Origin of the sequence: Streptomyces sp. NPDC046831, assembly GCF_040645305.1 — a bacterium.
In the GTDB taxonomy this organism is placed as follows: domain Bacteria; phylum Actinomycetota; class Actinomycetes; order Streptomycetales; family Streptomycetaceae; genus Streptomyces.
In genome coordinates, this window is the sequence record NZ_JBEYXZ010000018.1 from 56,357 (window position 1) to 70,222 (window position 13,866).

The following is a 13,866-nucleotide window of genomic DNA, read 5'->3' on the forward strand; positions in this document are numbered from 1 at the left end:
CTCGGCGGTCCGCCACGGCTGCGCCGGCCGACGGCCCGCGCCGGCCCGCCCTCCACCGGGTCCGGCCCGCCCCGTCCCGCGCGTTGCGTTTGCGCAGGTGAGACGCGCCAGAACGGTTGTCGCACAGACGTTCGAGGATGGGGGTATGGTGGAGCTGGGGAAGTTGTGAACTGATGTTCGAGAGCCGATGCGGGCTCACGAGTACGGGAGGTGCGGGTGCCGGGCTTCACGCATCTGCACACCGTCTCCGGGTTCTCCCTGCGCTACGGCGCCTCACACCCGGAGAGGCTGGCCGAGCGGGCCCTGGAGCGGGGCATGGACGCCCTCGCGCTCACCGACCGCGACACGCTCGCCGGCACGGTGCGCTTCGCCAAGGCCTGCGTGAAGGCGGGCATCCGCCCGCTGTTCGGTGTGGAGCTGGCGGTGGCGGAGTCCGAGCCGGCGCGGCCGGAGGCGCCCGGGCGGCCGGAACGGCGCCGGACGCCCGTGCGCGGCGGCGCCTTCGTCGACGAGTCGGCCCCCCGCGTCACCTTCCTCGCGCGGGACGGCGCCCGCGGCTGGGCCGGCCTGTGCCGCCTGGTCACCGCCGCCCACTCCCCGAAGTCCTCGGCTTCGTCCCAGCGGCCGTCCCTCCTCGGGCCGGGGGGATCGCCGGCCCCTGACTCCCCACTGCTGACCTGGTCCGACAACCACGCCGACGGCCTGACCGTACTGCTCGGGCCCGGCTCCGACGTCGGCCGCGCCCTGGCCGCCGGCCGCCCGGACCGGGCGGCGCGGCTGCTGGCGCCCTGGCGTGAGGTCTACGGCGACTCCCTGCGTCTGGAGGCCGTCTGGCACGGCCGCACCGGCACCGGCCCCGGGTCGCTGCGCCTGGCCGCCCGCACCGTCGGCTTCGCCGCCGAGCAGGGCGTCCGGCCGGTGCTCAGCAACGCCGTCCGCTACGCCGACCCCGGCCAGGGCCCGGTCGCCGACGTCCTCGACGCCGCCCGCCGGCTGGTTCCCGTCGGCGCGGCCGGGGAGCTCGACTCCGGCGAGGCGTGGCTGAAGGACCCGGGCGCGATGCTGCACGCCGCCGAGCGGATCGTCGAGGCGGCGGGCTTCCGGCGCGAGGCCGCCCACCGCCTGCTGGAGCAGACGCGGGCCACGGCCGCCGAGTGCCGGGTCGACCCCGAGGACGACCTCGGCATGGGCTCCGTCCACTTCCCCGAGCCGCACCTCGTCGGCGCCGGCCGGCGCACCGCCCAGCGCGCCCTCGCCTCCCGGGCGGCCGCGGGCATGGTGCTGCGCGGCTACGCCGGCCGCCGGGACTACTGGGAGCGGATGCACGACGAGCTGGACATCATCGCCCACCACGGCTTCGCCTCCTACTTCCTCACCGTCGCCCGGGTGGTCGACGACGTGCGGGGGATGGGCATCCGGGTCGCCGCCCGCGGCTCCGGCGCCGGCTCCCTGGTCAACCACCTCCTCGGCATCGCGCACGCCGATCCGGTCGAGCACGGGCTGCTGATGGAGCGCTTCCTGTCCAAGCGCCGCATGGTCCTGCCCGACATCGACATCGACGTGGAGTCCGCGCGCCGGCTGGAGGTCTACCGCGCGATCATCGGCCGGTTCGGCACCGAACGGGTCGCGACGGTCGCCATGCCGGAGACGTACCGGGTCCGCCACGCGATCCGCGACGTCGGCGCCGCCCTGTCCATGGACCCCGCCGACGTCGACCGCATCGCCAAGTCCTTCCCGCACATCCGCGCCCGCGACGCCCGCGCGGCGCTGGAGGAACTGCCCGAGCTCCGGAAACTGGCGGGGGAGTCCCAGCGGGAGGGCGGGCGGTACGAGCGGCTGTGGGACCTCGTCGAGGCTCTCGACGCCCTGCCGCGCGGCATCGCCATGCACCCGTGTGGTGTGCTCCTGTCCGACGCCTCCCTGCTCTCCCGGACACCGGTGATGCCGACCAGCGGCGAGGGCTTCCCCATGTCCCAGTTCGACAAGGACGACGTCGAGGACCTCGGGCTGCTCAAACTCGACGTGCTGGGCGTGCGGATGCAGTCGGCGATGGCGCACGCGGTCGCCGAGGTGGAGCGGGCGGCGGGGGAGCGGGTCGACCTGGACGCGCTGCCGCCGGACGACCCGGCGACGTACGGACTCATCCGCTCCACCGAGACGCTGGGCTGCTTCCAGATCGAGTCGCCGGGCCAGCGCGACCTGGTCGGGCGCCTGCAGCCGTCGACCTTCGGCGACCTGGTCGTCGACATCTCGCTCTTCCGGCCGGGCCCGGTCGCCGCCGACATGGTGCGGCCCTTCATCGAGGCGCGGCACGGGCGGGCGCCGGTGCGCTTTCCGCACCCGGACCTGGCGGAGCCGCTGAGGGAGACGTACGGGGTCGTCGTCTTCCACGAGCAGGTCATCCACATCCTGGACATCATGACCGGCTGCGGACGGGACGAGGCCGACCGGGTGCGGCGCGGGCTGTCGGACCCGGAGTCGCAGGCGCGGATCCGCGTGTGGTTCGCGCAGCACGCGGCGGCGCGGGGCTACAGCGCGGAAACGATTCAGCGGACCTGGGAGATCGTCGAGGCGTTCGGCTCCTACGGCTTCTGCAAGGCGCACGCGGTGGCCTTCGCCGTGCCGACGTACCAGTCGGCCTGGCTGAAGGCGCATCACCCGGCCGCCTTCTACGCGGGACTGCTCACGCACGACCCCGGCATGTACCCCAAGCGGCTGCTGCTGGCGGACGCGCGGCGGCGCGGGGTGCCGATCCTGCCGCTGGACGTGAACAAGTCGGGGGTCGCCCACCGGATCGAACTGGTGTCTGAATCGGCGCGATGGGGGCTGCGGTTGGCCCTGTCCGACGTGCACGGCATCAGCGAGGCCGAGGCGGCGCGGATCGCGGACGGGCAGCCGTACGCCTCGCTGGTGGACTTCTGGGAGCGGGCGCGTCCGAGCCGTCCCGTCGCCCAGCGGCTCGCCCAGGTGGGCGCGCTGGACGCGTTCGGCGCCAACCGCCGCGACCTGCAACTGCACCTCACCGAGCTGCACCGGGGCACCCGGAGCACCGGCGGCGCCCAACTGCCGCTGGGCGGAGGGCGGAAGACCGCGGCGGCCGGACTGCCGGCCCTGTCGGCCGAGGAGCGGCTCAGTGCCGAGCTGGGCGTGCTGTCCATGGACACCTCGCGCAACCTGATGGACGACTACCGCACCTTCCTCGACGAACTGGGCGTGCTGCCGGCGCGGCGGCTGCGCGAGGCGCGGCACGGCGAGACCGTCCTCGTGGCGGGCGCCAAGGCGGCCACCCAGACCCCGCCGATCCGTTCCGGCCGGCGGGTCATCTTCACCACGCTGGACGACGGCACCGGCCTGGTCGACCTCGCCTTCTTCGACGACTCCCACGACGCCTGCGCGCACACCGTCTTCCACTCCTGGCTGCTGCTGGTGCGCGGGGTGGTGCAGCGGCGCGGACCGCGCAGCTTCAGCGTGGTGGGCGCCGCCGCCTGGAACCTCGCCGAGCTGACCGAACTGCGCGCCCGGGGCGGCCTCGACGAGGTGGCCGCCCGGCTGGCGCGGCCGGGCGGCCCGCCGGAGGGGGCACAGGACGCTCCGGACGGCGGCGCCCGGCGCGCCCGGCTCGCCGGATCGGAGGGGCGGCCGGAGCCGGCCGGGTCCGCGGCGCAGGACCCCATGGAGGCCGCCCGCAACCGCAGCATCCGCATGCCCACCGGCTACGAGATGCACCCGTGGGCGGATCTGCGCCCCGCGGGCGAAGGGCCGCCGAACGGAAGGAAGTTGTGGCACCGCAGTCCCGGAAGCGCGGGCTGACGCCACCCCGCGCCGGGGTCCGGCTGCGGGCCGGTGCGTGGGGCGGCGCCGCCGCGGTCGGCTCCGGTGTGGCCGGTTCCGCCGCGGTCGGCTCCGGTGTGGCCGGTTCCGCCGCGGTCGGCTCCGGTGTAGCCCCCCGCCGCGGTCGGCTCCGTGTGACACGCCGGGGTTCTGACGGCCGGGGAGCGTGTACGGGGCGGCTGACCGCGGGCGCCCGCGACCGCCCGCGGTGCCGCGGCCGGTGACGGCCGTGGTCCGGGACGACGGGGCGTGACGGCCGCCGGCCCGCCGCGACGGGTCGGTGCGGTCGGCCCGGCATGAGCCATGAGCAGGGGAGCGGCAGTCCGGCGTCGGCAGAACCGCGCGACCCAGGGCCTGTCCTGCGACGGAGCTCACGCGTCCGCGCACCTCGGAGACCTCTCCCGGCCGGAGTCATGACGGCCCGTCAATCAGGTTATCGCGGCTCCCTGTTGTCCCGGGAAGTTTTTACCGACGCATAACTTCACACTTGGACTACTCACCCGTAACTTGACGAATGAACAGCATCCTCGTGATCCGGATCACAGGGCGTCGTGCCGTCGCACCTCCCTTGAGCCGCAAGGAGATCACCCGATGCTGCCCTGGAAACGCCTGCTCAGACCCCTGGCCGCCGTGCTCCTGGCCACCGCCGTCGCCACCGTCCCCGCCGCCACGGCCCACGCGGCCGGGAACCCCGGCCGGCAGGCCCCCCTCGCCGCGCAGAGCACGGCGTCCGCGGGAGGCTGGAACAACTACGCCTGCAAGCCGACCGCCGCGCACCCCCGCCCCGTCGTCCTCGTCCACGGAACCTTCGGCAATGGCGTCGACAACTGGCTGTCGCTCACGCCGTATCTGACGGACCGCGGCTACTGCGTCTTCTCCCTCGACTACGGCCAACTGCCCGGCGTCCCGGTCTTCTACGGCCTCGGCCCCATCGACAAGTCGGCGCAGCAGCTGTCCGTCTTCGTCGACAAGGTGATCGCCGCGACCGGCGCCGCCGAGGTCGACATCGTCGGCCACTCGCAGGGCGGCATGATGCCCCGCCACTACCTCAAGTTCCTCGGCGGAGCCGCCAAGGTGAACGCCCTCGTCGGCATCGCGCCCGACAACCACGGCACCACGCTGGGCGGACTCACCAAGCTGCTGCCGTACTTCCCCGGCGCCGCCGACCTGCTGACCGCCGCCACCCCCGGCCTCGCCGACCAGGTGGCCGGGTCCCCCTTCCTCACCCGGCTCAACGAGGGCGGCGACACCGTGCCCGGCGTCCGCTACACCGTCATCGCCACCGCGTACGACGAGGTGGTCACGCCCTACCGCAGCCAGTTCCTGAGCGGAGCAGACGTGCGGAACGTGCTGCTGCAGGACCTGTGCCCGGTCGACCTGTCCGAGCACGTGGTGATCGGACTCTTCGACCGCATCGCCTTCCACGAGGTGGCCAACGCCCTCGACCCGGCCCACGCCTCCGCCACCACCTGCGCGTCGGTCTTCAGCTGACCCCGCGACGGCCCCGGGCCGCGCCGCACCGAGGGGCCTGTCCGGCCTGAGCCGCCGGACAGGCCCCTCCCGCGAGTCCGCGTCAGCGGCCGTGCCGGGCCGTCCGGACCGCCCGCCGCCGGACCGAGGCGAACAGCGCCGCCGCGCCGAGTGCCAGGGCGGCGGCGCCGCCGACGGCGACGTACGGCGTGCTGCCGTCGCCGCCGGTCTCGGCGAGGCTCCGGGAGGCGCCGGCCGCCTTCGGGACGTTCCCGGACACGACGGTGTTCTCCGCGTCCGGCGTGGAACCGCCGGCGGGCCGCGCGTCCGCCCCGGAACCACCGGCGGTCTGCGTCCCGCCGTCCGCCGGAGTGCCCTCGGCGGCCGGGCGGTCCGCCGGGCCGGACGGGTCCGTCGTGGTGCGGGGGTCGTCGTCCCCGTGGCCGTGGTGCTCGATCGTCGACTTGCCGGCACCGTCCGCGATCTGCTGCTCGGTGGGCGCGGAGGCGGCCGGGGCCGGGGCCGTGCCGCCGCCCGCCGTGCCGCCGCCTCCGCTGCCGCCGAAGGTGACGTCCGAGCAGGAGTAGAAGGCCTCCGGGCTGTCCGAGCGCTGCCAGACCGCGTACAGCAGGTGCCGCCCCGAACGCTCGGGGAGGGAACCGGAGAAGGTGTAGAAGCCGCCGGAGGCCACCGGGTCGGTGGCCGTCGCGACCGGATGCCCGAGGTCGAGGTCGCCCCACGCCAGCGGCTTGGCCGGGTCGTAGCCGGGCTTGGTGATGTACACGGTGAAGGTGCCCTTGTGGGGTGCGGTCACGCGGTACTTGAAGGTGTGCGCGCCACTGTCCACACCGGTCGCCGGCCAGTCCGCGCGGGCCAGGTCCAGGCCCTTGAACTCCTCGTTGTCCGCGCTGCACAGCTTGCCGTCCGGGATGAGCTCCCGGTGCCGGCCGCCCGCGTCACCGATCCGGATGCCGTTCCAGTCGTACAGCGCCTGGGTGCCGCCGGCCGCGACGGCCGCCTTGCACGCCGCCGACTTCGGGCTCTCCGGCCCCTCGGCGTAGCACTGGGACACCCGGCTGACCGGGTCGCCCATGGTGCCGTGCGCGGAGGCGGGTGCGGCGGCCAGTGCGGTGAGCGCGAGCGGGGCTGTGCCGAGGGCGACGACGGCGGCGGCCCTGCGGCGCGGGGACATCCCCTGCTCGCACGGGGCGGAGAGCTTGGGGGGGCGCATGGGGGAACTCCTCGGGGAAACGGTCCAGGGGCGTCAGTGGGAAACCGGCGGGGCGGAAGGCCTCGGCCGGATCCCGTGGGGTGATCAGAAGCTAGCCCCGGAAGACCGGGATATCGCCTGCTGAAGGCGGCGGGAGGAGATCCTTATGCTCGCGTTAAGACAGGGCTAACCGAGCGCTCAGGAACAGCGGCCGACGCGCTCGGGCCGGGCGGCTCAGCGCTGGGGGAGAGCCGCCGACGTGCTGGGGAAGAGTGGCCGAGCCCTCGGGGGAGGGGCCGGCGCGCTCGGGCAGAGTGGCTCAGCGCTCGGGCACGGGGCGGTTGAGCGCTCAGGAGAACGGCCGGCGCGCTGGGCAAGGTGGCTGAGCGCTCGGGGAGTGCGGCCGGACGGTTCAGCAGTGCCGGCCGGACGCTCGGGACGGTGAGGAAACGGGTGGCGCCGGGTGGGGCGCCTGCCGCGTCGGCAAGGCGCGCGGGCGCCGCTCGACACGAGGGCGCGTCGCAGCCGGGGCGGGGCGGGAGCGGCCGCCCGCGCGGCACGGCGATGACGGCCAGGGCACGCGACGGCTCCGCGTCACCGCAGGCCGGCTCGGCCCACGGCATGCGGGAGGCCGGACGACGGCGGCAGCCCGTCCGGACGTGGCACGGGGCAGGGGACCAGCAGGTCCGTCCGCCGTTCGGCCACCAAGACGCCGAACGGCGTGCGACCGGCCGGTACGACCGGGCCCGCTACCGCGGGCGGCTCGGCCGATGCCCGGGCCCGGCCGGGCCCGGTTCGCGCTCCGGTTCCCCCGGCACCGGCCGTACAGCGCGTCTCATGGACCGCGTTCCGCCGGTCATGCGTCCGGCCACCAGGTGCGGGCGATGTCCTTGCGGACCTCCGGGCGCCCCGCCGGGCGCGCCTCGGCTTCCTCGCCGGCCCGGCGGGTGTCCGTCTTCCTCAGGGGCTTCTGCACGGTCACACGGCGCATTGCTGCCTCCTTCGCGGCCCACCGGGTTCCGTGTTCCCACGGAGGTGGACCTTGCGGGCGAGAGTTCCTCATCGGCGGGGGTCTGTCTGTGGCCGCGGTCACCATCGGACTGTCAGTGGCGGGTGCCACTCTGCGCCCATGAGCGAGCGGACGGACGAACGGCGGGACATCGTGGGCGACGGACCGGTCCCGGCCCGAGTGGACTGGGACGCGCAGGCGGCGTCCTTCGACGAGGAGCCCGACCACGGGCTGCGCGACCCGGGGGTGCGCGCCGCCTGGGCGGAGCGGCTGCGCTCCTGGCTGCCGCAGCCGCCCGGCGACCTCCTCGACATCGGCTGCGGTACCGGCAGCCTGTCGCTCCTGGCGGCCGAGCAGGGACACCGGGCGACGGGCGTCGACAGGTCCCCGGCCATGGTGGAGCGGGCGCGCGCCGAGCTCGCCGGCCGTGACACCGTGCTCCTCGTCGGCGACGCCGCGGCCCCGCCCGTCCGGGAGGGGTGCTTCGACACCGTCCGCGTACGCCACCTGCTGTGGGCGCTGCCCGACCCCGGCCGCGCGCTGCTGCGCCCGGCCGGGCGGCTGGTCCTCGTCGAGGGCGTGTGGGGCGGCGTCATGCCCGTCGGCATACCCGTCGACCGGCTGACCATGCTTCTCGGGCCGCTCACGCATCACATCCGCATCGAGCGCCTCTCCGGCGACGACCGGCTGTGGGGCAGGGAAGTGAACGACGAGCGGTACGCGGTGGTGGCCATGGTGTGAGCCGCGCGGGCCCGCCCCGGACCGGGCGGTGCCCCACGGGCAGGGGCTTCGCCGGGCCGTGCCGCGAGGGTGAGCGGCCCGGCCGTCCGGCGGGCCGGCGCTCAGGTCAGCAGCGCGTCGAAGCCGCCCCCGCGGGCCAGCGTCTCCAGTTCGTCGAGGGCGGACACGGCGGCGTGCGCGGCCTCGGGGTCCGTCCGCGCCAGGCCGCTCGCCGCGAACTCGTCCTCGTCCAGCCGCCGCACGTCACCCCCGTCGGCCGAGCGCCACAGGTCCAGGTCGAGGTCCTCGACGACGACCGTGCCGCCCGCGCGTGTGGCAGGGCGCGTGACGTCGCAGTACCAGCCCTTCAGCGCGCCTCCGGCGGCCCGGACCTCCTTCACCGAGTACCAGCGGTCGCGCCAGTAGTACTCGGTGAAGACGTCGCCCGGCTCGAAGCGGACGAAACCGAAGTCGCGCACGCCGTCGCCCGCCCAGGCCGCCCGGACGGCGATCCGGGTGCCGTCGTCGGCCAGCAGCTCCGCCGGATAACAGATCTTGGTCCGGCCGCCCTTGACGAGGACGACGTCCACCCCGGTGGCCGGCTCAGCCGAGTTCGCGGACATGGCGCACCTCCGTCGCGCAGATCTCGTAACCGAGCCGGCGGTTGACCGCCAGCATCGGCCCGTTGCCGGTGTCGTTGCCCGTGAACGCCTGCGTGAACCCGGCGGCCCGGGCGCGGTGCAGCGCGTCGGTCTTCACCAGCCTGGCCAGGCCCCGGCCGCGGAAGGCGCGGGCGGTGCCGGTCATGACGGTGCCGACGACGCTCGCCCCGCCCGCGCGGGGGCGACGGAGCGGGAGGGGGCTGCCGTCGGTGCGGGTCAGAGTGAAGGCGGCGGGGCGCCCGTCGACCACGGCGACGGAGGACAGCTCGGCGCTGACCAGCGGATGCCGCCAGGTCTCCGTCAGCCACGCGTCGTAGTCGCTCAGCCGCATGTCGACGTCGCTCGGCTCGTCCGTCACCGTCTCCGCGTCCAGCTCGAAGAGGGGGCGCGGGTCGCCGGCGAAGTCGGCCGCGCTGCGCACCTCGACGCCCGGTGGTGCGACCGGTGCCGGCGGGAGCGTGCCGGCCGCCAGGTCCAGGCGCAGGAAGTGCGCCGAGCGGCTCGCCCGGTAGCCGTTGCTCTCGGCGAAGGCCCGATTGCCCGGTTCGTCCAGTACCCAGGCGTACAGCCTCCGCGCGCCGAGGGCGGCCAGGTGCTCCTCGGCGGCCCGCAGGAGCAGCCCGCCGGCGCCGCGACGGGTGTGCGCCGGGTCCACGTACACGTTGACGTTGCCCTGGCCGGGCTCGCCACTGTCGTGCGTGAGGTGCACCTGTGCCGTGCCGATCACCTCGCCGTCCGCGACGGCGACGAGGGGGCGGTAGTGGGCGTCGGGGTGCATGTGGCGGAGGTCGTAGGCGAGGGAGTCCGGGGTGAGCAGGATGAACGGGAGCGCGCGGCGCCTGACGCGGGCGAAGCCCTCGAGGTCGGCGCGGGCCTCGGGGCGCAGGGCGCGGACGGTCACAGTCATGACCGCGCACGCTACGGGGAGGAACCGGCGGCCGGCCTCCCATTTTCCGGTGGGTGCGGGACAATCGTGTGCGTGACCTTGAAGATCCACATCGACGACGGCACCCCACCGTACGAGCAGGTGCGGGCGCAGATCTCCGAGCAGGCGCGGTCGGGCGCGCTGCCGGTGGGGTACCGGCTGCCGACGGTGCGCGGACTGGCCGAGTCGCTGGGCCTCGCGGCGAACACGGTGGCCAAGGCCTACCGGGCGCTGGAGGCGGACGGCGTGATCGAGACGCGCGGCCGCAACGGCACGTTCGTGGCCGCCGCCGGCTCCGCCGCGGCACGGGAGGCGGCGGCCGCCGCCCAGGCCTACGCGGACCGGGTCCGGCGCCTCGGGCTGACGGAGACCGACGCACTGGCGGCCGCCCGGGACGCCCTGCGGGCGGCCTACGGCGGGTCCGGCGGGCACGAGGGCTAGTGCCGCGACAGGCAACGTCCGCCCCGTCGCGACGCCCGGCACGCGCCCCCGTCCTCGAACCGGCTTCGCACGGCTCGGAGGGGGGACCCCCTTCGCCGCACCGGACGAAAGCCCCAGTGCATCCAGTGCGAGGGCGTCCGGCCGGCACGCCGGGAGCACGCACCGGACGCCGCTCCTCGACGGGCAGACGTTGCCGGCCGCGGCACCAGGGAGCCGGTGGCGTGACGCGCGCCGGTCAGCTCCGCGCCGGCACCTTTCCCGGCGTCCGCGTCACCGTCCGTCCCGCCGTCCTCGCCGCCCGGGCGAAGCGGACCGCGTCCCGCACCGCCGCCCCGAGCGGGTCGTTGTTGAAGTAGGCGTACACGTCGTGGTCGTCCGGCCAGGTGACGGCGACGCGGTCCACCCACGTCTCCAGCGAGCGGCGGCCGTAGTGCGGCCACACCCGGGCGCGCCCCACGTGGAAGCGGACGTAGCCCCAGTCGGTGGTCCGCCACAGCGGCGTCACCGGCCGGGCGAGGACGTCGGCCCAGCACAGGGCGGCCCCGCGCCGCTCCAGGATGTCGCGCACCTGCGGCGTCCACCACGACTCGTGGCGCGGCTCCACCGCGACCCGGGTGCCGGCCGGGAAGCAGGCGAGGCAGGCGTCCAGCAGCTCTGGATCGGCCCGCAGCGTCGGCGGCAGCTGGAGCAGGACCGGCCCGAGCCGCCCGCCCAGGCCGCCGGCGTGCGTCATCAGGCGGCGCACCGGCTCCTCGGGCTCCTTCAGGCGCTTGATGTGCGTCAGATAGCGGCTGGCCTTGACCGCGACGACGAAGTCCGGCGGGACCCGCTCCCGCCAGCTCTCGAAGGTCTCCCGCGAGGGCAGCCGGTAGAAGGCGTTGTTGACCTCCACCGTCGCGAAGGCCGCCGCGTACTCCTCCAGCCACAGCCGCACGGGGCACCCCTGCGGGTACAGCACACCCCGCCAGTCCTTGTACTGCCAGCCCGACGTGCCGACGAACAGGGTCATACGCCCATCAAAACACCGGCCCGGCCACCGGGCGCCCGGTCGGCGGGGCCACGCCCGTCACACCGCCGGCACGGCCCGGCGCGTCACAGGTACAGCCCCGCGTCCTCGCCGCCCCGCGGCTCCGGCAGCGCCGTCGGCGACGTGCCCCGGCGCAGGGCGTACAGCTCGGCGAGGGTCGCCCCGTGGCGGCCGACGGCGTCCTTGCGGCCCTCGGCCTCCTCGCCCAGCCAGGCCAGCGCCTCCCGGCGGGTCAGCGGGCCCACCTCGATGCGGGCCAGGCAGCGGCCGGGGCGGACCACGGCCGGGTGCAGCCGCTCCAGGTCCTCGTTGGTGGTCACTCCGACCAGGACGTTGCGGCCCTGGCCGAGCAGGCCGTCGGTGAGGTTGAGCAGCCGGGACAGCGCCTGGCCCGCCGTGTGCTTGGCCTCGCCGCGGATCAGCTCGTCGCAGTCCTCCAGCAGCAGCAGACGCCAGCGGCCCTTGCCCGCCCCGTCCTCCTCGCCGATCGCGATGTCCATGAGGTACCCGACGTCGGAGAAGAGCCGCTCCGGGTCGAGTACGCAGTCCACCTGGCACCAGTCCCGCCAGGACCTGGCCAGCGTGCGCAGCGCCGAGGTCTTGCCCGTGCCCGGGGGGCCGTGCAGCAGCAGGAGCCGGCCCGCGATGTCCTCCGGGGTCGTCTTCATCAGGCGGTCCAGGGCGTCCGCCACCGGCGCCGTGTAGTTGGCCCGCAGCTCCTCCCAGGTGCTCGCCGAGATCTGACGGGTCGTGCGGTGCGGGCCGCGGCGGGGGGAGACGTACCAGAAGCCCATGGTGACGTTCTCCGGCTGCGGCTCGGGCTCGTCCGCCGCGCCGTCCGTCGCCTCCTGGAGCACTCGCGCGGCCAGCTCGGCGCTGGTCGCCGTGACCGTGACGTCGGCGCCCCGGTTCCAGCGGGAGACCAGCAGCGTCCAGCCGTCGCCCTCGGCGAGGGTCGCGCTGCGGTCGTCGTCGCGGGCGGCCCGCAGCACGCGGGCGCCCTGCGGCAGCAGTGTGGCGCCGGAGCGGACCCGGTCGATGTTCGCCGCGTGTGAGTACGGCTGCTCGCCCGTTGCGAAGCGGCCGAGGAACAGCGCGTCGACGACGTCGGACGGCGAGTCGGAGTCGTCGACGTTGAGCCGGATCGGCAGAGCGTCGTGTGGGTTCGCAGACATGCCGCCATGATCCGGCACACGGACTGGGTGCGCACCCGGTTTCCGAGGTGCGCGCGGCGTGTCGGCCGCGGCACGTGCTCCCCGCCTCCTTCCCGTGTCCCGCCGCCTGCGCGCCCCGGACCCGCCGCGGCGGGGGCGCGTCCGTCCGATCCGCCACGGACGTCCGTAGCGCCGGTTCGTGCTGCCGGACCGTCAGGAACCGCGACCCGGTTCGTGGTCCGGTCGGGGGATCGGTCCGTGTGAGTGGCTTGTCCCCTCCAGGCGCCGGGTGCCGGGCCGCAGTGCGCGGTCGCCAAGGAGGCGTCGAGAGGCACGCGCCCCGCCCACCTCGCTCCTGGCGGGCTCATGTTCGGGAGCAGACGCGACGCCTACAGCACCTCACCTGGCGACCTGTCATGGTCCGTGGTGGAAGGACCTGGTGACGGGACGATGAACCACACGGATGAATTTCGTTGAGTGGTGGAATTTTCTTGGCATGGACACTTCCAGTCAACACGCGTAGCTGCTACCACAGTTGTGGCAGAGATCCTGCTAAAGGGAGGTTCCATGAGACGTTCCCGACTTTCCGCCTACATCACCTCCATCCTCCTGGGCATCGGCCTCACGCTCACCGGGGCGGCTTCCACGCAGGCATCCGAACTCGCCGCCACCGGCGGCTACGTGGCCCTCGGCGACTCGTACTCCTCCGGGGTCGGCGCGGGCAGCTACATCAGCTCCAGCGGTGACTGCGACCGCAGCACGAAGGCGTACCCGTACCTGTGGAACGCCGCCCACGCACCTTCCTCGTTCTCCTTCACCGCCTGCTCGGGCGCCCGGACGGACGACGTCCTGGCGAACCAGCTGGGCCCGCTCACCTCCTCCACCGGGCTCGTGTCCCTCAGCGTCGGCGGCAACGACGCCGGTTTCGCCGACGTCATGACGACCTGTGTCACCTCGTCCGACAGCACGTGCCTGTCCCGCATCAACACCGCCATGGCGTACGTCGACACGACGCTGCCCGGCAAGCTCAGCAACCTCTACTCGGTCATCCGCAGCAAGGCGCCCAACGCCCGGGTGGTCGTCCTCGGCTACCCGCGCTTCTACAAGCTCGGCACCACCTGCCTCGGCCTGTCCGAGACCAAGCGCTCCGCCATCAACAACGCCTCCGACCACCTCAACGCCGCCGTCGCCAAGGTGGTCGCGAACCACGGCTTCGTCTTCGGCGACGTCCGCACCACGTTCTCCGGGCACGAGATCTGCTCCAGCAGCTCCTGGCTGCACAGCGTCAACTGGCTCAACATCGGCGAGTCGTACCACCCCACCGCCTCCGGCCAGTCGGGCGGCTACCTGCCGGTGCTCACCAACGCGGCCTGACTCTCGGGGAGTCGGCGCCTCAGCCGTGGAGGAGACCTTGTCC

At 74.6% G+C, this 13,866-nt stretch carries 11 protein-coding genes; 5 read left to right on the top strand and 6 right to left on the bottom strand.

Annotation, left to right across the window (positions count from 1 at the left end):
• The first annotated feature begins 216 nt into the window (after window positions 1-216).
• Together ABZ920_RS17480 and ABZ920_RS17485 are read left to right on the top strand one after the other, a co-directional pair.
• Window positions 217-3,810 carry a DNA polymerase III subunit alpha gene (locus ABZ920_RS17480; protein ID WP_361505017.1) on the top strand — a complete coding sequence of 1,198 codons (3,594 nt, stop codon included), beginning with the start codon at window positions 217-219 and terminating at the stop codon, window positions 3,808-3,810.
• A 612-nt stretch (window positions 3,811-4,422) separates the two neighbouring features.
• Complete coding sequence (locus ABZ920_RS17485) at window positions 4,423-5,322, top strand: alpha/beta fold hydrolase (protein WP_361505020.1); 900 nt, start codon at window positions 4,423-4,425, stop codon at window positions 5,320-5,322.
• Between the two features lie 82 nt (window positions 5,323-5,404).
• Here the strand turns inward: ABZ920_RS17485 and ABZ920_RS17490 are convergent, their stop codons facing one another.
• Window positions 5,405-6,493: a lytic polysaccharide monooxygenase gene (locus tag ABZ920_RS17490; RefSeq protein WP_361505210.1), complete on the bottom strand. Its 1,089-nt coding sequence runs from the start codon at window positions 6,491-6,493 to the stop codon at window positions 5,405-5,407.
• A gap of 874 nt (window positions 6,494-7,367) precedes the next feature.
• Complete coding sequence (locus tag ABZ920_RS17495; RefSeq protein ID WP_361505023.1) at window positions 7,368-7,502, bottom strand: hypothetical protein; 135 nt, start codon at window positions 7,500-7,502, stop codon at window positions 7,368-7,370.
• A 138-nt stretch (window positions 7,503-7,640) separates the two neighbouring features.
• Here ABZ920_RS17495 and ABZ920_RS17500 point away from each other — a divergent pair, with 138 nt between their 5' ends.
• Window positions 7,641-8,261: a class I SAM-dependent methyltransferase gene (locus ABZ920_RS17500; protein ID WP_361505025.1), complete on the top strand. Its 621-nt coding sequence runs from the start codon at window positions 7,641-7,643 to the stop codon at window positions 8,259-8,261.
• A gap of 101 nt (window positions 8,262-8,362) precedes the next feature.
• On the opposite strand, the gene ABZ920_RS17505 is transcribed toward ABZ920_RS17500, so the two are convergent.
• Together ABZ920_RS17505 and ABZ920_RS17510 are read right to left on the bottom strand one after the other, a co-directional pair.
• Window positions 8,363-8,863 (bottom strand): DUF402 domain-containing protein, encoded by a 501-nt coding sequence (locus ABZ920_RS17505; protein WP_361505028.1) that lies wholly within the window; start codon window positions 8,861-8,863, stop codon window positions 8,363-8,365.
• The gene (locus ABZ920_RS17510) at window positions 8,844-9,809 is read right to left on the bottom strand and encodes a GNAT family N-acetyltransferase (protein WP_361505031.1); all 966 of its coding nucleotides are present in this window, start codon (window positions 9,807-9,809) and stop codon (window positions 8,844-8,846) included. The genes ABZ920_RS17505 and ABZ920_RS17510 overlap by 20 nt, the downstream gene beginning before the upstream one ends.
• 72 nt (window positions 9,810-9,881) lie before the next feature.
• On the opposite strand from ABZ920_RS17510, the gene ABZ920_RS17515 reads away from it, so the two are divergent.
• Entirely contained in the window at window positions 9,882-10,268 is a 387-nt protein-coding gene (locus ABZ920_RS17515; RefSeq protein WP_361505034.1) for a GntR family transcriptional regulator, read from the top strand.
• 235 nt (window positions 10,269-10,503) lie between these two features.
• Here ABZ920_RS17515 and ABZ920_RS17520 read toward each other — a convergent pair whose 3' ends face one another.
• Window positions 10,504-11,277 carry a DUF72 domain-containing protein gene (locus tag ABZ920_RS17520; protein WP_361505037.1) on the bottom strand — a complete coding sequence of 258 codons (774 nt, stop codon included), beginning with the start codon at window positions 11,275-11,277 and terminating at the stop codon, window positions 10,504-10,506.
• Between the two features lie 83 nt (window positions 11,278-11,360).
• Window positions 11,361-12,470: a DUF5925 domain-containing protein gene (locus ABZ920_RS17525; RefSeq protein WP_361505040.1), complete on the bottom strand. Its 1,110-nt coding sequence runs from the start codon at window positions 12,468-12,470 to the stop codon at window positions 11,361-11,363.
• A 546-nt stretch (window positions 12,471-13,016) separates the two neighbouring features.
• Here ABZ920_RS17525 and ABZ920_RS17530 point away from each other — a divergent pair.
• On the top strand, window positions 13,017-13,823 hold the full coding sequence (locus tag ABZ920_RS17530; protein ID WP_361505043.1) for an SGNH/GDSL hydrolase family protein: 807 nt from the start codon (window positions 13,017-13,019) through the stop codon (window positions 13,821-13,823).
• Window positions 13,824-13,866: the final 43 nt, after the last annotated feature.